Source organism: Pseudomonas siliginis, from assembly GCF_024072275.1.
Taxonomy (GTDB): Bacteria; Pseudomonadota; Gammaproteobacteria; order Pseudomonadales; family Pseudomonadaceae; genus Aquipseudomonas; species Aquipseudomonas siliginis.
Window position 1 is genome coordinate 953,120 of the sequence record NZ_CP099598.1, and the last position, 17,985, is coordinate 971,104.

Annotated in this window: 14 protein-coding genes; 5 read left to right on the plus strand and 9 right to left on the minus strand. The window is 59.6% G+C overall.

What is annotated here, in order from left to right; translation table 11 throughout:
* Window positions 1-626 precede the first annotated feature (626 nt).
* Both NF676_RS04640 and NF676_RS04645 read left to right on the plus strand, forming a co-directional pair.
* A complete protein-coding gene (locus NF676_RS04640; protein WP_252887315.1) occupies window positions 627-1,808 on the plus strand; it encodes an MFS transporter in 1,182 nt (393 codons plus the stop codon).
* Between the two features lie 159 nt (window positions 1,809-1,967).
* Window positions 1,968-2,231 (plus strand): hypothetical protein, encoded by a 264-nt coding sequence (locus NF676_RS04645; RefSeq protein ID WP_252887316.1) that lies wholly within the window; start codon window positions 1,968-1,970, stop codon window positions 2,229-2,231.
* A gap of 207 nt (window positions 2,232-2,438) precedes the next feature.
* On the opposite strand, the gene NF676_RS04650 is transcribed toward NF676_RS04645, so the two are convergent.
* The 8 genes from NF676_RS04650 to NF676_RS04685 form a co-directional block, all read right to left on the minus strand.
* Complete coding sequence (locus tag NF676_RS04650) at window positions 2,439-3,419, minus strand: peptide ABC transporter ATP-binding protein (RefSeq protein WP_071174376.1); 981 nt, start codon at window positions 3,417-3,419, stop codon at window positions 2,439-2,441.
* A complete protein-coding gene (locus tag NF676_RS04655) occupies window positions 3,419-4,387 on the minus strand; it encodes an ABC transporter ATP-binding protein (RefSeq protein WP_016771722.1) in 969 nt (322 codons plus the stop codon). Before NF676_RS04655 ends, NF676_RS04650 begins: the two co-directional genes overlap by 1 nt.
* Before the next feature lie 10 nt (window positions 4,388-4,397).
* The gene (locus NF676_RS04660) at window positions 4,398-5,324 is read right to left on the minus strand and encodes an ABC transporter permease subunit (protein ID WP_016771721.1); all 927 of its coding nucleotides are present in this window, start codon (window positions 5,322-5,324) and stop codon (window positions 4,398-4,400) included.
* A gap of 11 nt (window positions 5,325-5,335) precedes the next feature.
* Window positions 5,336-6,346 (minus strand): ABC transporter permease subunit, encoded by a 1,011-nt coding sequence (locus NF676_RS04665; protein ID WP_016771720.1) that lies wholly within the window; start codon window positions 6,344-6,346, stop codon window positions 5,336-5,338.
* 73 nt (window positions 6,347-6,419) lie between these two features.
* Window positions 6,420-8,015, minus strand: coding sequence for an ABC transporter substrate-binding protein (locus NF676_RS04670; RefSeq protein WP_076565820.1), 1,596 nt, complete (start codon window positions 8,013-8,015; stop codon window positions 6,420-6,422).
* A gap of 77 nt (window positions 8,016-8,092) precedes the next feature.
* On the minus strand, window positions 8,093-9,529 hold the full coding sequence (locus NF676_RS04675; RefSeq protein ID WP_056782911.1) for an OprD family porin: 1,437 nt from the start codon (window positions 9,527-9,529) through the stop codon (window positions 8,093-8,095).
* Between the two features lie 176 nt (window positions 9,530-9,705).
* Window positions 9,706-11,304, minus strand: a complete 1,599-nt coding sequence (locus tag NF676_RS04680; protein WP_041477956.1) for an ABC transporter substrate-binding protein — start codon at window positions 11,302-11,304, stop codon at window positions 9,706-9,708.
* Window positions 11,305-11,607: 303 nt separating this feature from the next.
* A complete protein-coding gene (locus NF676_RS04685; RefSeq protein WP_041477957.1) occupies window positions 11,608-13,233 on the minus strand; it encodes an ABC transporter substrate-binding protein in 1,626 nt (541 codons plus the stop codon).
* Window positions 13,234-14,498: 1,265 nt separating this feature from the next.
* On the opposite strand from NF676_RS04685, the gene NF676_RS04690 reads away from it, so the two are divergent.
* Window positions 14,499-14,861: a DUF6124 family protein gene (locus tag NF676_RS04690; protein ID WP_041477958.1), complete on the plus strand. Its 363-nt coding sequence runs from the start codon at window positions 14,499-14,501 to the stop codon at window positions 14,859-14,861.
* A 169-nt stretch (window positions 14,862-15,030) separates the two neighbouring features.
* Here the strand turns inward: NF676_RS04690 and NF676_RS04695 are convergent, their stop codons facing one another.
* Entirely contained in the window at window positions 15,031-15,747 is a 717-nt protein-coding gene (locus tag NF676_RS04695; RefSeq protein WP_016771714.1) for an SIMPL domain-containing protein, read from the minus strand.
* 408 nt (window positions 15,748-16,155) lie between these two features.
* On the opposite strand from NF676_RS04695, the gene NF676_RS04700 reads away from it, so the two are divergent.
* Both NF676_RS04700 and NF676_RS04705 read left to right on the plus strand, forming a co-directional pair.
* Complete coding sequence (locus tag NF676_RS04700; protein WP_016771713.1) at window positions 16,156-17,418, plus strand: ATP-binding protein; 1,263 nt, start codon at window positions 16,156-16,158, stop codon at window positions 17,416-17,418.
* Window positions 17,411-17,971 carry a response regulator transcription factor gene (locus NF676_RS04705; RefSeq protein WP_003221630.1) on the plus strand — a complete coding sequence of 187 codons (561 nt, stop codon included), beginning with the start codon at window positions 17,411-17,413 and terminating at the stop codon, window positions 17,969-17,971. Before NF676_RS04700 ends, NF676_RS04705 begins: the two co-directional genes overlap by 8 nt.
* Window positions 17,972-17,985: the final 14 nt, after the last annotated feature.

Below are 17,985 nucleotides of genomic sequence, written 5' to 3' on the forward strand. Positions count from 1 at the left end.
AGCAAAAAACGCTTGCTCCTGCGTTCGGCCCTCGCAGGCTCGGGTTCCTTCGCTCCGGGATCGATCCGGGCGCAGCGGCTCCGGTTTGCTTCGCTGCACCTCCTTCCGCTGTGTTCGACTTCGTCGAACGGTCGCTGCGCTCCCACGCCCGGATCAATCCCTCCACTCAGCCTTCCGACGTCGCCCGTGGATCAAAAGCAAGATCAAAGGCACTCGAGCTTGCGCTCATTGTTTTGAGTGGTGAGAAGCGTGTGGTCTGCTTTGGATCTGTGTTGGATTCGCCCCTCATCGGAACGCCGCCCGCCCAGCCCTCTCCCGAGGGAGAGGGGGCCGATTGATGATCTGTTCAAATCCCGAGTTCGGCTCGGTATTTCAGGTCGGCGTACCTTGCCCAAGCGACCCGGTCAGTCCCCTCTCCCTCCGGGAGAGGGTTAGGGTGAGGGGCTTTTGATCTTTAACGCCGCGTGAAAAATCAAGTTGAATCCGGGCGCGGCGATTTTTCCGTAAGGCGTTTTCCCTCTACGTCGTAGCCATACTCTGCTTTTACTTCCGCTGACCTCACCCCCACGACATTCCAATCCAAGCCGTCTACTGTTCATCAAACCCTCGCGCCCATCGGACGTTACATGCTCAAAGGACTGACCCAACTCCTGCGCCCCAACGGCTATTTCACCCCCATGGCCTGGGTCCTCGCGGCTCTGTTGTTCATCAACCGCCTCAGCGCCATGGTCAAGTTGTTCATGGCGCTGTACCTGCGTCAGGAACTGGGGCTGGCGATTGAAACCGTCGGCTGGTTGCTGTCGGCCTATGGCGCTGGGTTGCTGGTCGGTTCGATGCTCGGTGGCTTGCTCAGTGATCATGTGCGCACGGCGCGGCTGACGGCGGCGCTGTTTTTCGTTTCGGTGTGGGTGCTGATGCTGTTGGGGCTGGTGAAGCAGGTGCCTTGGCTCGCCGGTTTGCTATTGCTTAGCGGTGTCATCGATGGGGCGATTCGGACGTTGCATCAGCGGCTGATCATGGAGTATTGCGAAGTCGCGCAACGCTCGCGTGCGCAGGCCCTGAGTCGGGTCGCGCGTAATCTGGGCATGGCCGCTGCCGGGGTGGCGGGTGGGGTGTTGGCGCAAGCGGATTTTCGTTGGGTGTTTTTTGCCAGTGCGGCGATGACGATGCTGGCGTTGCTGTGGTTCGTGCGCACAACGTGGCGGCGGCCGGTGCTGGTGGTTGGAGACGAATCCGCCGATGGCTCGAGCGTGCCGCTTCGCGACAAGCCGTTCCTCTGGTTGCTGGCGGCGACGGCCGTGCTCGGCATCGCGTTCGACACGGTCTACAGCACGCTGGGCAATTATCTGCGTGATTACTACCACCTGAGCACAGAGGCGATCGGCTGGCAGTTCGGGCTCAATGCGCTGTTGGTGATCGCTTTACAAATCCCGCTATCGCACGCGGTCGAGCGTTGGGGCTCGCGTTGGCAGATGCTCGCGGGCAGCTTGTTGCTGGCCTGTGGGCTGGGCATGTTGCCGTTCGGTTCCGGCTTGGCTTTTGTCTGTCTGTCGACGCTGATCTGGACGCTGGGCGAGGCGCTGTTCATGCCGCCACTGAATGTGCTGGCGATGCACTTTGCGCAGAGCGGCAAAAGCGGTCAGTACTTCGGGCTGTTCTTCATGAGCTGGAGTGCCAGCGCGCTGTTATCGCCGGTGCTAAGCGGTCAGCTGTATGGCCAGTTTGGCGGGCACAGTGTCTGGTTGATGAGCGCGCTGCTGGTGCTGATTTCCATTCCACTGACCTGGCAGGCCACGCGCGGCGCTTAGCTGATTCGGTTATCGGGATTATTCGAAAGCAATCTGGCGGTCGATGGCATTTCTGCCTGCGCGGTCGCGTCCTAAGTGGTGAGCCGGTCGGATCACAACTAGATTTCACACGGAGCCAGTCCGGCAAGCATGTCTTAGCGCAACAGGATGGAGTCGGCCATGAAAAGCAGATTGCTACGGGTTTTGATGTTGTTGAAAGTGATGGTGATGCTGTCCCTCGGCACGGCAACGGCCTGGGCCGAGTGCGAGGATCACGAATCTCAAGCGTTCAATGGGCCGGTCGGGCATAGCGGGCTGATGCTGGCTAAATCCGAGTCGGAGCCGGGGGACATGAATCAGGGCGGCAGCGCCGATGACGACGACTCGACTACCGATGAGCCGGACAGCGATGATCCGGATGACGAAGGCGATAGCCAGACGTAGATAGTCGACCAAAGAAAAACCCCTTCTGCCTCGACTGATGCGCAATCGAGGTGGAGGGGGTTTTGTTATCGCGTGAACTCTTGAATCAACACGAATTCCCTGTGGGAGCGAGCCTGCTCGCGAAAGCGGTTAATCAGTCACCGATGATGTTGACCGAAATGACGCCTTCGCGAGCAGGCTCGCTCCCACATGAGATATTTCGTGGGCCTACGCCGCGCCGTCGAGAAACTGCTCGGCGTAGTGGCAAGCCACCTGCCGATTATCCAGCTCACGCAACAGCGGTTCTTCCGTGCTGCAGCGTTCGGTCGCATACGGGCAGCGCTTGTGGAAAGCACAGCCCGGTGGCGGGTTCAGCGGGTTGGGCAGTTCGCCGACGATTTTGATTTTCGGCTTGTTCGGGTCCGGGTGGATGGTCGGGGTCGCCGACAGCAGCGCCTGGGTGTAAGGGTGCAGCGGGCGTTCGTAGATGTCGTTCTTCGGACCCAATTCCACCGGGCGGCCGAGGTACATCACCATCACGTCATCGGCCACGTGCTGGACCACCGCGAGGTTGTGCGAGATGAACACGTAGGCGGTGTTGAACTCCTGCTGCAAATCCATGAACAGGTTCAGCACTTGGGCCTGAATCGATACGTCCAGTGCCGAAGTCGGTTCGTCCGCGACCAGCACTTTCGGTTGCAGCATCATTGCCCGCGCCAGAGCGATACGCTGGCGCTGACCCCCGGAGAACATGTGCGGATAGCGCTGGTAATGCTCGGGCCGCAAGCCGACCTGCTTCATCATCGCCTGGACTTTCTCGCGACGTTCGGTGGCCGACAGCTTGGTATTGATCAGCAGCGGCTCGGCCAATTGATCACCGATTTTCTGCCGTGGGTTCAACGACGCATACGGGCTCTGAAACACCATCTGCACGTCTTTGCGCAGTTGCTTGCGCTCGGCTTTGTCGGCGCCGGCGACTTCCTGGCCGGCGATCTGCAGCGAGCCCGATGACGGTTCCTCGATCAGAGTCAGGGCGCGGGCGAGGGTGGATTTGCCGCAGCCCGACTCACCCACCACGGCGAGGGTCTTGCCGGCTTCCAGTTCGAACGACACGCCGTTAAGCGCGCGCACGGTGGCGTGGCCCTTGAACAGGCCACGGGAGACTTCGTAGTGACGGGTCAGGTCGCGGGCGGTAAGTACGACGGCCATTACGCCACCTCCTGGTTCAGCGGGTAGAAGCAGCGGGCGAGGCTGTTGGCTTTCGGATCAAGGCCCGGACGCTGGGTGCGGCAGTTGTCCTGCACGTACGGGCAGCGCGGCGACAGCAGGCACCCCTGCGGACGGTCGTAGCGGCCCGGAACGATGCCCGGCAGGGTCGACAGGCGTGAGGCGCCGAGGCTGTGCTCGGGAATCGCCTTGAGCAGCGCTTCGCTGTACGGGTGCGCCGGGATGTCGAACAGTTGCGGCACCTGACCGACTTCCACGGCTTGACCGGCATACATCACGCAGACGCGCTGGGCAGTTTCAGCCACGACCGCGAGGTCGTGAGTGATCAGCACCAGGCCCATGTTCTGTTCTTTCTGCAACGCCAGCAGCAGATCCATGATCTGCGCCTGAATCGTCACGTCCAGCGCGGTGGTCGGTTCGTCGGCGATCAACAGTTTCGGCTCGCCGGCAATCGCCATGGCGATCGCGACGCGCTGGCTCATACCGCCAGACAGTTGATGCGGATAGGCGTCCATGCGGCTGGCGGCGCCCGGGATCTCGACCTTTTCCAGCAGTTCGATGGCACGCTTGCGCGCTTGCTTGCCGGACATTTTCAGGTGCAGGCGCAGCACCTCCTCGATCTGGAAACCGACGGTGTAGCTCGGGTTCAGCGCGGTCATCGGGTCCTGGAAGACCATCGACAGGTCTTTGCCGACGATCTGCCGACGCTGACGGTTGCTCAGTTTGAGCATGTCCTTGCCGTCGAAGCTGAGCGAGTCAGCGGTGACGATGCCGGGGTGCTCGATCAGGCCCATCAGCGCCATCATGGTCACAGATTTACCCGAACCCGACTCGCCAACGATGGCCAATACTTCGCCTTTGTCGACTTTCAGGTCGAGGCCGTCGACCACCGGGGTCGCGGTCTTGTCGCCGAAGCGGACGTTGAGATTCTTGATTTCTAGCAGTGACATTTGAATCTCCTCAGGCGGCGTTCTTGAGTTTCGGGTCCAGCGCATCGCGCAGGCCGTCGCCCATCAAGTTGATTGCCAGCACGCTGAGCAAAATGGTCAGACCAGGCAGGCTCACCACCCACCAAGCGCGTTCGATGTAGTCGCGGGCCGAGGCCAGCATGGTGCCCCACTCAGGGGTTGGCGGTTGTACGCCGAGGCCGAGGAAGCCCAGTGCGGCGGCATCGAGAATCGCCGAAGAGAAGCTCAGGGTTGCCTGCACGATCAGCGGCGCCATGCAGTTGGGCAGCACGGTGATGAACATCAGGCGCGGCAGACCTGCACCGGCCAGACGCGCGGCGGTGACGTAGTCGCGGTTCAGTTCGCCCATGACGGCGGCACGGGTCAGACGCACGTAGGACGGCAGGGAAACCACGGCAATCGCGATCACGGTGTTGATCAGGCCAGGGCCGAGGATGGCGACGATTGCCACGGCCAGCAGCAGCGACGGCAGGGCCAGCATGATGTCCATCAGACGCATGATGGTCGGGCCGACCACTTTCGGGAAGAAACCGGCAAACAGACCCAGCAGGATCCCCGGAATCAGCGACATTACCACCGACGACAAGCCGATCAGCAGCGACAGGCGCGAGCCCTGGATCAGGCGCGACAGCAGGTCACGGCCGAGTTCGTCGGTGCCGAGCAGGAACTGCATCTGCCCGCCTTCGAGCCACGCCGGCGGCGTCAGCAGGAAGTCACGGTATTGCTCGCTCGGGTTATGCGGCGCGACCCACGGCGCGAAGATCGCGCAGAAGATGATCAGCAGCATGAACAGCAGGCCGGCAACGGCGCCCTTGTTCTTCGAGAACGCTTGCCAGAATTCTTTGTACGGCGACGGGTACAGCAGGCTTTGATCCACGGCGGACGTGGCGGTGGCTACTGAGGATGTTGGAGTGCTCATGGGTATTGACCTCAGCGCTGATGACGGATGCGTGGGTTGGCAAAGCCGTAGAGGATGTCCACTACGAAGTTGACCAGAATCACCAGGCAGGCGATTAACAGGATGCCGTTTTGCACCACCGGATAGTCCCGGGCGCCGATGGCTTCGATCAGCCATTTACCGATGCCGGGCCAGGAGAAGATGGTTTCGGTCAGGACCGCACCGGCCAGCAAAGTACCGACTTGCAGACCTACAACCGTCAGCACCGGAATCAGTGCGTTGCGCAGACCATGCACGAACACCACGCGCGACGGCGACAGGCCTTTGGCCTTGGCGGTGCGGATGTAGTCTTCGCGCAGCACTTCGAGCATCGACGAACGGGTCATCCGCGCGATTACCGCCAGCGGAATGGTGCCGAGCACGATGGCCGGCAGGATCAGGTGATGGAGGGCGTCGAAGAACGCGCCGACGTCATCGGCCAGCAGCGTGTCGATCAGCATGAAGCCGGTTTTCGGCTCGATGTCATACAGCAGGTCGATGCGCCCGGAGACCGGGGTCCAGCCCAGGCTCACCGAGAAGAACATGATCAGGATCAGGCCCCACCAGAAGATCGGCATCGAATAGCCCGCGAGGGAGATGCCCATCACCCCGTGGTCGAACAGCGATCCTCGTTTGAGTGCCGCGATCACCCCGGCCAGAAGCCCGAGGATGCCAGCGAACAGCAGGGCGGCCATGGACAGTTCCAGGGTCGCCGGGAAAAGAGAGGTGAACTCGGTCCACACGCTTTCACGGGTACGCAACGACTCACCGAGATCGCCCTGGGCCAGTTTGCCGATGTAGTCCAGATACTGGGCATACAGCGGCTTGTTCAGCCCCAGGCGTTCCATTGCCTGAGCGTGCATTTCGGGGTCGACCCGACGTTCGCCCATCATCACTTCCACGGGGTCGCCCGGAATCATGCGAATCAACGCGAAAGTCAGCAAGGTGATGCCGAAAAACGTGGGGATCAACAACCCCAGTCGGCGGGCAATAAAACTAAACATCTTGTGTGGTACCTCATCAGCCGGTTAGGCGTGCCCGGTGTTCCATAGGTCAGGAGCACCGGGCGTTTCTTATCTACTTCACCTGGGTGGTGGCGAAGTTATTAGTGGTGAGAGGGCTGATGTGGTAGCCCTCTACATTGTTGCGCATTGCAGTGAACATCCGAGTATGGGCCATGCTGATCCATGGCTGGTCCTGATTAAACAGCACTTGAGCCTGTTCGTAGAGCGCGGCGCGTTCGGCCGGATCTACTTTAGCCCGCGCTTCATCCAGCAGTGCCTGGAATTTCTCGTTGCACCAGCGTGCGTAGTTTTCGCCGTTCTTGGCGGCCTCGCAACTGAGCATAGGCGTCAGGAAGTTATCCGGGTCGCCGTTGTCGCCCGCCCATCCGGCCGAGACCATGTCGTGCTCGCCGGCCTTGGCGCGCTTGAGCATTTCGCCCCATTCCATCACGCGGATGTCGATCTTGATCCCCACTTTCGCCAGGTCAGCCTGCATCATCTGCGCACCGAGCATCGGGTTGGGGTTGGTCGGACCGCCGCCGTTGCGGGTGAACAGGGTGAAGGTGGTGCCTTCCGGAACCCCGGCTTCCTTGAGCAGCGCGCGCGCCTTGTCGAGGTCGCGTGGCGGGTTCTTCAGGTCATGGTTGTAGCCGAGCAGGGTCGGCGGGTACGGATTGACCGCTACCGACGCGTTGCCCTTGCCGAACAGTGCGTTGACGTAGGCTTCCTTGTCGAACGCGATGTCGATGGCTTTGCGCACGCGTACGTCGCTCATGTACTTGTGCTGGGTGTTCATGGCGATGTACGAAACGGTCATCGCGTCCAGCTCGTCGACTTTCAGCTTGCTGTCTTTCTTGATGCTCGGGATGTCATCCGGTTTCGGATACAGCGCGACCTGGCACTCGTTGGCCTTGAGCTTTTGCAGGCGCACGTTGTTGTCGGTGGCGATCGCCAGGATCAACGCGTCGGCCGGCGGCTTGCCACGGAAGTAATCCGGGTTGGCCTTGAAGCGCACCTGCGCATCCTTGGCGTAACGCTGGAAGATGAACGGGCCGGTACCGATCGGCTTGTTGTTCAGATCGCCAGTCTTGTTGGCCTTGAGCAACTGGTCGGCGTATTCGGCCGGGTAGATCGACGAGAAGGCCATGGCGATGTCGGCCAGGAACGGCGCTTCGCGGCGGGTCAGGGTGAACTTGACCGTGTTGTCGTCGACTTTTTCTACGCTTTTGAGCAGTTCCTTGAAGCCCATGCTTTCAAAGTACGGGAAGCCCACGCTGGACAGTTTGTGCCACGGGTGATTCGGGTCCAGTTGACGCTGGAAGCTCCAGACCACGTCGTCGGCGTTCATGTCGCGGGTCGGCTTGAAATATTCGGTGGTGTGAAACTTGACGCCTTTGCGCAGGTGGAACGTGTAGGTCAGGCCGTCTTCGCTGATGTCCCAGGAATCGGCGAGCGCCGGGATCACTTCGGTGGTGCCGGGCTTGAAATCGGCCAGGCGATTGAAGATGGTTTCGGCCACAGCGTCCGCCGTGACTGCAGTTGTGTACTGGACCATATCGAAGCCTTCCGGGCTGGCTTCGGTGCAGACCACCAAGGGTTTGGCCGAGGCGCCGACAGCGACACTCAGCAACGCAGCCGCGATGGCCGCACGTAGGGGAAGCATTTTCATCGATAACCCTCTGCAATCGGTTGAAGACAGAAAACCGAACGGCCGACTCATCATGAGTCAGCCGTCGGTTGGCGTTTTTACAGAATGTTGAACGGGATGGTGGTTACGAGGCGGAACTCGTTGATGCTGCCGTCCGATTGGAACTCGCTCGCACGGTGGGCTGTGTAGGTGCCGCGAATCGTGGTGGCTTTCAGAGGACCGCTTTGTACCGCATAGGTCGCACCGATGCCGTATTCATAGTGGTGCTCGCCATCCTGTTCCTGGATGCCGTCGTAGCCTTTGCCTTCAACGCCTTTGTTGCCGTTGTAGTGCGTGCCATCGATTCCCCAGCCGCGAGCTTGATAGATGTTGAATTTCAGGCCCGGCACACCGTACTCGGCCATATTGATGGCGTATGAAACCTGGAAGGATTTCTCGTTCGGGCCGTTGAAGTCCGACAGCAGGGAGTTGGCTAGGTAGATACCGTTAGTCTCGTGCAGGTAATCGAAGTACTCGTTACCGTTTACTTGCTGGTAGGAGAAGGTCAGGTTATGCGCTTGGTGGGTCAGTCCGAACGACAGCGAGTAGGTGTCGTTGTCGATGTCGCCCAGCAGCTTCTTACCTTCGTCGACGGTTTTGTAGTAGTTGAAACCGGTAGTCAGGGCGAGGACGCTGCTGTCACCCAGTTCATGGGTGGCGCCGAAGTAGTACTGGTTCCACAGATCTTCAACTTGCGTGCCCCATAGACTGGTTTTCAGACTTTCGAGCGGCTGATAGCTGATACCGGCGGTGTTGACCTTGTCGGATTCGACACGGCCGTTGGCATACTCGGCGCGGAATTTCTGCAGGCTTTGTTCCGATCGTGGCGAGACGCGATCAAAAGTGGCCAAGTCGAAGGACAGATTGTTCAACTCTTCACTGTGCAGGGAGACACCCTCGAAGCTCGAAGGCAGTGCACGGTTGCCGATCACGTCGACCTGCGGGCTGCTGAAGCTCATACGACCGGCAGTCAGAGTGGTGTTGGAAACGCGCGCCTTGATGTTGGCAAGGCCTACCTTGCTCCACTGATCTACGGCTTCACCGTTATTCTTGTGCGTCAGGGTGCGGTTGTTACCCGATCCCACGCCCGTCTTTGGGGCGCCGCCATTTCCGGAAGCCAGATTTTCACGATCACGTTCAAGCGCAATTGCGTTATATGCCGCAACTTCGGTGCTGATACCTACAGTGCCCTCGGTGAAACCCGAGTTGTACTTGACGATGGTCCCTTGCACCCAGTTGATCCGACGGTCAGTTTCGGCCGGAGAACCATTTTTTTTATAGGAGAATTTGCCGCCGCGCTTCAGTTGCTCGTTGGCGTACCAGTTACGTGTCGTACCGGTGATCGACTGTCCTTCGACGAACCCAGTGGCCTCAGCTTGGGCGCTCTTGGTGTTGACGGTCACCGGGGTGAACGCCTGGCTCTGGGTTTCCGCATAAGCCGTGGCGGTGATGCTGCTGATGGCCAGGGCCAGTATCGCGGTGCTGCTCAGTTTCATGGGTGAAGCTCCTTTACTTTCTTTTTATCCCGGCTTTTTTTGGTATGCCGGTTATTGGTTTAGAACTCGTTCACACATCGCAAACGTTTGCAAAAAGCCGGATTGGCGAATTTAGGCAAAGCGCTTGCGTGAGGGGAGTAGACGGCTCCCCTCAGCATTGCGGCTAATCGGTTGGTTTAATCGATACTGACACCCGAGAACACGTTGCGGCCGAACGGGCTGACTTTGAATCCTTCAACCCGGGTGCTTAACGGCTGGTTGACCGTCGAGTGGGCGACAGGCGTGATCGGCACTTGCTGTTTAAGCAATTGCTGGGCCTGTTTATAAAGCACGGTGCGCTGGTCGCGGTCGGTGACGACCTTGGCCTGTTTGATCAGCTTGTCGTAAGCCGGATCGCACCACATGGAGTAGTTGTTGCCGCCGATGGCGTCACAGCTGTACAGCGTGCCCAGCCAGTTGTCCGGATCCCCGTTGTCACCGGTCCAGCCAATCAGGCTGACGTCGTGCTCGCCGTTCTTGGTGCGCTTGATGTACTCGCCCCATTCGTAGCTGACGATCTTCACTTTCAGACCGATCTTGGCCCAGTCGGACTGGAGCATTTCGGCCATCAGTTTGGCGTTCGGGTTGTACGGACGCTGCACCGGCATTGCCCACAGGGTGATCTCGGTGCCTTCTTTCACGCCGGCAGCCTTGAGCAGTTCCTTGGCTTTTTCCGGGTTGTAGGCGGCGTCCTTGATGGTGTCGTCGTAGGACCACTGGGTCGGTGGCATGGCGTTGACGGCCAGTTGGCCGGCGCCTTGATAAACAGCGTTGAGAATTCCCTGTTTATTCACCGCCATGTCCAGCGCCTGACGCACTTCCAGTTGATCGAACGGCTTGTGGCGGACGTTGTAGGCGATGTAGCCGAGGTTGAAGCCCGGCTTGGAAATCAGTTGCAGTTTCGGGTCGGCCTTCAGCGCTTCAACATCGGCAGGACGCGGGTGCAGGGTGATCTGGCACTCGTTGGCCTTGAGCTTCTGCACACGTACCGAAGCGTCGGTGTTGATCGCGAAAATCAGGTTCTTCAGCTTGACCCGGCTCGGATCCCAGTACTGCGGGTTACCGGTGTAACGGATATTCGAGTCTTTCTGGTAGCTCTTGAACACGAACGGCCCGGTGCCGATCGGCTTCTGATTGATGTCGCTCGGCTTGCCGTCGGCCAGCAGCTTGTCGGCGTATTCGGCAGACAGAATGGCGGCGAAGCTCATGGCGATGTTCTGGATGAACGCTGCGTCAACACTGTTGAGCGTGAACTCCACGGTCAGCGGCCCGGTCTTCTCGACCTTGGCGATGTTCTTGTTCAGGCTCATCCCGTTGAAGTACGGAAACTCGGTGGGATAGGCCTTGCGGAACGGCTGTTGCGCATCGAGCATGCGATTGAACGTGAACAGCACGTCGTCGGCGTTGAAATCGCGGCTCGGCTTGAAGTAAGGGGTTGTGTGAAATTTCACGCCTTCACGCAGGTGAAAGGTGTATTTCAGGCCATCTTCGGAAATGTCCCACTTGGTTGCCAGACCGGGTACGACATTGGTCGCGCCTTTTTCGAACTCCACCAGGCGGTTGTACAGCGGCTCGGCGGCGTCGTTGTCGGTGGCCGTCGTGTATTGCGCGGTATCGAAACCCGCCGGGCTGCCTTCCGAGCAGAACACCAGGCTGTCGCTGGCGGCGTAGCTTGCAGACGTGGCGGCCAACAGGCCGGCGCCCAACAGTGCGGAAAAAACCAAGGTATGGCGCATGACGCTCCCTCTTTTTTTAGTGTTATGCAATGCACTTGGATCCCGATCCCGGGACTTTCTGGTCGCATTGAGCTCAATCCAAATACGTACGGCAAAACCGGTGGCCCACGCAGACACTGGTCAGTACGCGACGGTAGGCACCGTGCCTCTGGCAGTAAATACGTAATTGCCTTAATGCTCGTAGGAAAAGTCGACGCGCCTATACCGAAGCAATCATCTGCGGCGGATTTGGGTGTAGGCCTTTTCCTTTTTTCCCGGTAGATAAAGCAACGGCGACGTCAGAAACGCCGCCGTTGCAATGTCTTACTTGCTGACGCTGACGCCGTAGAAGGAATTCAGGCCAAATGGGCTGATCTTGAAATCCTGCACGTTGGCGCGCATGGGTTGATACACCGTCGAGTGAGCGATAGGTGTCATTGGAACTGCATCTTTGAGGACGTGTTGCGCCTGTTTGTACAGCTCGGTGCGCTTGCCCTGGTCGGTAGTGCGTTTGGCTTCTTTCACCAGGCCGTCGAACTTCTTGTCGCACCACTTGGAGAAGTTGTTGCCGCTCAGCGAGTCGCAGCCAAACAGAACGTTGAGCCAGTTGTCCGGATCACCATTGTCACCGCTCCAGCCAATGATCATGGCCTGGTTCTCGCCACCTTTGGAGCGCTTGATGTACTCGCCCCACTCGTAGCTGGTGATCTTCACTTTCAAGCCGATCTTGGCCCAGTCGGACTGGAGCATTTCAGCCATCAGTTTGGCGTTCGGGTTGTACGGACGCTGCACCGGCATCGCCCACAGGACGATCTCGGTACCTTCCTTGACGCCGGCTTCCTTGAGCAGCTGTTTGGCTTTCTCAGGGTCGTACTTGGCATCCTTGATGGTGGTGTCGTAGGACCACTGGGTCGGCGGCATGGCGTTGACGGCCAGTTGGCCCGCGCCCTGGTAAACCGAATCGATGATTTGCGGCTTGTTCACGGCCATGTCCAGCGCCTGACGCACGCGCAGGTCAGCCAGCGGGTTGGCCTCGTTGCTGCCCTTGACCTTGTCCATCACGTTGTAGGCGATGTAGCCCAGGTTGAAGCCAGCCTGATCCGGCATCTTCAGCGACTTGTCTTCTTTCAGCGCTTTCAGATCGGCCGGACGCGGGAACAGGGTGACCTGGCACTCGTTCTTTTTCAGCTTCTGGATACGCACCGACGGGTCGGTGGTGATGGCGAAGATCAGGTTGTCGATCTTCACGTCTTCAGGTTTCCAGTAATCCTTGTTGCCGGTGTAACGGATGTTCGAGTCTTTCTGGTAGCTCTTGAATACGAACGGGCCAGTGCCGATCGGCTTCTGGTTGATGTCGGCGGGTTTGCCTTCTTTCAACAGTTGCGCTGCGTATTCGGCGGACTGCACGGAAGCGAAGCTCATGGCCATGTTCTGGATGAACGCAGCGTCGACTTCTTTCAGAGTGAACTTGACGGTGTGGTCGTCGACTTTATCGATCTTGGTGATGTTGGTGTCCATCCCCATGTCGGTGAAGTACGGGAATTCGGTCGGGTACGCCTTACGGAACGGGTCGTCCTTGTTGATCATGCGGTTGAACGTAAACAGCACGTCGTCGGCGTTGAATTCACGAGTCGGCTTGAAATACGGGGTGGTATGGAACTTGACGCCTTCACGCAGGTGGAAGGTGTAGGTCAGGCCATCGTCGGAAATGTCCCACTTGGTCGCCAGACCAGGAATCACGGCGGTGCCGCCGCGCTCGAACTGGGTCAGGCGGTTGAACATGGTTTCGGCTGAGGCGTCGAAGTCGGTTCCGGTGGTGTACTGGCCTGGATCAAAACCGGCCGGGCTCCCTTCGGAGCAGAACACCAGGTTAGTCGCAGCGGTGGCGAAAGGTGCGGAGGCTAACAAGCCTGCGCCGACTAGAAACGGAATGACCGCGTGTTTAAGCATGTTGGCCTCATGATTTGTTGTCATTTTTTAGTTGTGAGGTACGACCTCGTGAGTCGTGCCTGCGGATACTTATGCAGGCCCCATACCCAATGCAAGATCCAGAGCGGTCGGCGGCGTTAAACGGTGGCACGAACGTACCTTAATGTCGCATCCGTATAACTTTTGACGCATTTGACCGTTTGCGGGTGGTTTTTGCGGTGCATTCGGGGCACTGAAATGGTGCGCTGGAGGTGTCGGGTGCGCTTGGGTGGGGCTTGGTGTTACTTATTTATACCCTTGGGGATGGGCGGGGTTGAGGGGTTTTTGGGGTGGCTTAAGGTGGGGTGGATTGGGGCAGGGATTGGGGAGTTTTACTTGGTGCAACTGGGTGTTTCGATTGGTGGCACCTTGGCGGCCTTTGGGCGACCAGGGTGTTGGTTGGTTTGGGTGAATATCCGTTTTTTGCGGTGTGGCGGCTGGCGGTTTCGCCCTTACGGCGAGTCACCTTTTTCAAACGCCAAAAAGGTAACCGAAAAGGCTTGCTCCTGCGTTCGGCCCTCGCAGGCTCGGGTTCCTTCGCTCCGGGACTGATCCGGGCGCAGCGGCTCCGGTTTGCTTCGCTGCACCTCCTTCCGCTGTGTCTGGCTGCGCCAGACGGTCGCTGCGCTCCCACGCCCGGATCAATCCCTCCACTCAGCCTTCCGACGTCGCCGGTGGATCAAGATCAAGAGCAGGCGAGCTGACACTCGGCCTATTGAGTGGTGAAGAGCGGGTGTTCGGCGTTATTTTTGTTGTGGATTTGCCCCTCACCCCAGCCCTCTCCCCGAGGAGAGGGGGCTAATTTGTGTGCTTTTCAAATCCTGAGTTCAACTCGAAGTTTCACGTTGGCGTATCTCCCCCAAACACCTCGGTCAGTCCCCTCTCCCTCTGGGAGAGGTTAGGGTGAGGGTTTGCTTTTTGGCTGTTTAAGTCCGCTGCGAAACAGCCAGAACCTTCCCACAAGGTTTTCAGGTTGTCCGTCGGACGTCCGCTCTCTAGGCTTGGGTCGTCGCTGGTTGTTCAGCGATCGGGTGTTAGAACCCGACATTCATAGTCATTCAGTGCCCAGATCCGCATAATTGCCGCCAGCAAGTTTGCTGCCTGCAAGTGCGTTATGGCGGCTCTGTGCGGGCGGGCTTATGTCCGGCCGGGTGCCTATGACCGGTTTTCTCACCCCGCACAAAGCTGCCACCTCTTCGTCGTGTGAGAAACGGCATCGAGATGGCTCAACCTCATAGGTGAAGCGCATGAGCAAACCAGTCCCCGACCCACCCGAAGAAACCTCAACCCCCCTCGAAGCCGCGCTGCGTGCCGACGATCTCGCGAAGAACCGCGAAGCCATCAAGCGTGCCCTCGATTTCTATCTCTGCCCGCCACCCGGCAAACCCCATCCACCCAGCACGATGTTTTTGATCCGGCCCGACATCGACACCGAAAGCCTGCTGGCTCACGCCTGTGAGTCCCTTGCTTCAGCCAATACGCTGGCCAGCGATTTCGCCGATCAGCTTGGTAGGCCGCAGCGCAATACGGCGCTGGCGATTCAGCAGATCATCATGCTGGCGGAGCTGGCGGTGAATCGGGCGCTGGATCGGGTTGATCCGCACGCTTGAGATCGCGTCATCGTTCTTCGCGAGCAGGCTCGCTCCCACATTCAAATGCGTTCAATCTGTGGGAGCGAGCCTGCTCGCGAAAGCGGTGGATCATTCACTACAAAACCCGGGCACAAAAAAACCGGCAACCATTGACTGATTGCCGGTCTTTCATTCAGCCAAGCTCAAATCACTGCATCAACACTTCAATCGAGCCATCGGCGGTCATGCTGACCTGGCTGGTGCCGGCTTCAACTTCAGGCGTCACCGGCGCGGAATCCATGGCCGCGGCTTTCATCATCATCGGCGCGCGCAGGTACGGTTGTGGATAACCGTTGCTGTTGAGGTTCAGGTTGACGATTTTGTAGCCCTTGCCGCCCAGGGCGTCGGTGGCCAGTTGGGCGCGGGTCTTGAAGGCGGTGACGGCTTCTTTGAGCAACTGGTCTTCGCTGGCCTTGCGGGTCGGGTCGGCGATGGCGAAGTCCATGCCGCCCATTTTCAGGTCGGTCAGCAGCTCGCCGGTGAGTTTCGACAGGGCGGCGAAGTCGGTGCTTTCCAGGCGCAGTTCGGCGCGTTCGCGCCAGCCGGTGATCTTCTGGCCTTTGGTGTCGTAGATCGGATAGCTGTTGCGGCTGCCCGTGCGCAGGGTGATGTCTTTGACTTGTTTGGCCTGGGCGGTGGCCTTGTTCATGGTGGTGCTGATGGCGGCGGCGAGTTTGGCCGGGTCGGTGTTCTGCTCTTCGGTGTAGAGCGTCACGATCATCTGGTCGCGGGCCACTTCCTGGCTGACTTCGGCGCGCAGGGAAATCTGGTTGTAGTGCAGCTCATCGGCGGCCAGCGCCGGGAGGCTGGCGACGCTGCCGACGGTCAGGGCGAGGAGGGCGGCGCTGCGGCGAAATGTGTGCATGAAGGCTCCTTGAATGAGGCGCAGGTGATGGGTCGCGGCCTGCGTGAACCATCAGACTCTAACTTCTATGATCCGGTTCGCCCAGTTACAACTTCTATACAGATGGCAGCGCGCAGTGGGGAGTGCTCTGTGGCGAGGGGATTTATCCCCGTTCGGCTGCGCAGCAGTCGCAAATCCGGCTGATGCGGTATGTCTGGTTAAATGAGGTCGCATGACTTGGGGCGGCTCCGCCACCCAGCGGGGATAAATCCCCTCGCCACAATGATCTCCAATAGCCTTCGGAATTTTCTTCAACTCAGATGAATTCTTCATCGTCGCCATGTGGTCGTTTGCCGCACTTTCGCCTCTGAACCCCGCGGCTTGGTTATACTCCGTGCGATCCGCCTGGAGCGCTCATCAGGAGAGCTCATGCTCGCCCCCGTACAACTGACTTCCGCCACTCGCCAGAACCTCTGGCGGCTGACTTTCATCCGCACCCTGGTGCTCGCCGCGCAGGCCGGCTCCGTTGGCTTGGCCTACTGGCTGCAATTGTTGCCGTTGCCGTGGGTGCAACTGGCGATGACCCTCGGCTGCTCGATTCTGCTCTGCGTGTTCACTGCCGTGCGCCTGCGCACATCGTGGCCGGTGACCGAGCTCGAATACGCGCTGCAACTGGCCTGCGATCTGGTGATTCACAGTGCGCTGCTGTATTTCTCCGGCGGTTCGACCAACCCCTTCGTTTCCTATTATCTGGTGCCGCTGACCATCGCGGCGGTGACCTTGCCGTGGCGTTATTCGGTGATTCTGTCCGGTATCGCGCTGGCGCTGTACACGCTGATGCTGACGCGTTTCTATCCGCTGGAAACCCTGCCGGTCGCCCGTGAGAATCTGCAGATCTACGGCATGTGGCTGAGCTTTGCCCTGGCCGCTGCGGTGATCACCTTCTTCGCCGCGCGCATGGCTGAAGAGCTACGTCGGCAGGAAGAATTGCGCGCGATTCGCCGCGAAGAAGGCTTGCGCGATCAGCAGCTGCTCGCCGTTGCGACCCAGGCCGCCGGGGCTGCGCATGAGTTGGGTACGCCGCTGGCGACCATGAGCGTGTTGCTCAAGGAAATGCAGCAGGACCACCCCGATGCGTTGCTGCAGGACGATCTGAAAGTGCTGCAGGATCAGGTCAAGCTGTGCAAGGAAACCTTGCAGCAACTGGTCCGCGCCGCCGAGGCCAACCGGCGTCTGGCGGTGGAGATGCAGGACGTTACCGACTGGCTCGACGAAGCGCTGAACCGCTGGCACCTGATGCGCCCGGAAGCCAGTTATCGCTTCCAGCGTCTCGGTCAGGGGGCGGTGCCGCGCATGGCGCCGCCGCCGGATCTGACCCAGGCCTTGCTGAATCTGCTCAACAATGCAGCCGACGCCTGCCCGGAAAATCTCCAGGTGACCCTCGACTGGGACGCAGAGACTTTGACCATCAGCATTCGCGACCACGGCGCCGGTGTGCCGCTGGCCATCGCCGAGCAGATCGGCAAGCCGTTTTTTACCACCAAGGGCAAAGGTTTCGGCCTGGGCCTGTTTTTGAGCAAGGCCAGCGTGACACGCGCCGGCGGCTCAGTGAAACTCTATAGTCATGAGGAAGGCGGCACGCTCACCGAGCTGCGCCTGCCCCACGGCGCCCGAGGAGACCAACATGAGTGACGAAATCCAAGTCGAAGGCGAAGAACTGCCGCATCTGCTGCTGGTCGACGACGACGCGACCTTCACCCGCGTCATGGCCCGCGCCATGGCCCGTCGCGGCTTTCGCGTCAGCACCGCCGGTTCCGCTGAAGAAGGCCTGACCATCGCCCAGGCCGATCTGCCTGATTACGCCGCGCTGGACCTGAAAATGGACGGCGACTCCGGTCTGGTCCTGCTGCCCAAGCTGCTGGAACTCGATCCGGAAATGCGCGTGGTGATCCTCACCGGTTATTCGAGCATTGCCACGGCAGTCGAGGCGATCAAGCGTGGCGCCTGCAACTACCTGTGCAAACCCGCCGATGCCGACGACGTGCTGGCCGCGCTGCTGTCTGAGCACGCCGATCTCGACAGTCTGGTGCCGGAAAACCCGATGTCGGTCGATCGTCTGCAATGGGAGCACATCCAGCGCGTGCTCACCGAGCACGAAGGCAATATTTCCGCCACGGCCCGCGCGCTGGGCATGCACCGCCGCACCTTGCAGCGCAAACTGCAGAAGCGCCCGGTGCGTCGCTGAACCTGCGCTGAACG